The sequence below is a fragment of the Salmonella sp. 32120201201600049SM genome (assembly GCF_017572835.1).
In the GTDB taxonomy this organism is placed as follows: domain Bacteria; phylum Pseudomonadota; class Gammaproteobacteria; order Enterobacterales; family Enterobacteriaceae; genus Salmonella; species Salmonella enterica.
Map to the genome: position 1 here is coordinate 1 of NZ_JAGESA010000029.1, position 1,312 is coordinate 1,312.

A 1,312-nucleotide genomic window follows, 5' to 3' on the forward strand; every position below is an offset into this window, starting at 1 on the left:
TGACCCGTCCTGAATAGCGTTGACACGTTCCAGACTTAAATCCGGAGAACGTGATGATGACTGAGTTCAAACGCACCCAACGCGATTATCCTCTATCCTTTAAAATAGCCGTCGTTGAGCAGGTCGAAAAAGGCGAGATGACCTATAAACAGGCCCAGCAGCGATATGGCATTCAGGGGCGCTCCACCGTACTTGTCTGGCTGCGTAAATATGGCCGGCTTGACTGGAGACCCGGACTTCCTGACCTGGTGAAGAGGAAACTGCCTGTGGCTCAGACAACTATCCCGCTGACACCCGAGCAAAGAATCAGGGAACTTGAAGAACAGCTTGAGCTGGCAAACCAGAAAGCTGAGTTTTTTGAGTCCGTTATCAACGTCCTGAAAAATGATTACGGGGTAAGTGTTGTAAAAAAGCGGCCCGGCAAGTCCTCACGCAAAGTCAGGCCCCCAAAATAACAGTTACGCGTGCATGTCAGTTCCTGGGGCACAGCAGACAGGCGTGGTACCAGTACAATACAAGATGTAATAAACGGCAGGAGCATCATGCTCAGGTTCTTGATTTTGTTGCCCGTACCCGATGCCGCCAGCCGCGAATCGGTACGCGTAAACTGCACTATCTGCTGAACATGCAGGCAGATAAAACGCTGAATATCGGACGGGACCGTCTGTTTAATCTGCTGGGTGAATACCGGCTCCTGGTACCCGTGAAACGGGCATATCACAAAACCACCAACAGCCATCATCGCTTTTACCGGCATCCTAATCTGCTGAAACCCGGCCCTGAACAGGTTACCGCCCTTGAGCCAGAGCAGGTCTGGGTCGCCGATATTACTTACCTTCCACTACGCAGCGGCACGGCCTATCTGAGTCTGGTCACCGATGCCTGCTCCAGAAAAATCGTGGGTTACCATGTCGGGGAAAACCTGCAGACAGAAAATGTGGTAAAGGCGTTCAGGCAGGCTCTGAGGCGGAGAAAAACGACAGGTCCGCTGGTACATCACTCTGACAGAGGACTGCAATACTGTTCGGTACTTTATCAGTCAGTTCATGAGCGAAACGGAATAACCTGTTCAATGACCGATGGTTACGACTGCTACCAGAATGCGCTGGCTGAGAGAATAAACGGGATACTGAAAAATGAGTTTTTACTCTCGCGTCCTGCAGACCTGGAGCAAGCGCGGGAAATAGTAAAAGAGTCCGTGGCAATTTATAACCATGAACGGCCACACCTGGCCCTGAAATACAAAACGCCCGATGATGTTCATCAGGCGTTTTACAGACAAAAAACTGTCAACCTATATCAGGACTAGTCA

Annotated in this window: 1 protein-coding gene; it reads left to right on the forward strand. The window is 50.5% G+C overall.

Translation table 11 applies throughout. The annotated features are described in order from the left end of the window. Positions 1–53: 53 nt before the first annotated feature. Positions 54–1,309 (forward strand): IS3-like element ISSen1 family transposase gene (locus J4650_RS22625; protein ID WP_086016038.1). Its coding sequence is split into 2 segments (ribosomal slippage): positions 54–405 and positions 405–1,309, totalling 1,257 coding nucleotides; the frame shifts between segments, so codons are not numbered across the junction. Positions 1,310–1,312: the final 3 nt, after the last annotated feature.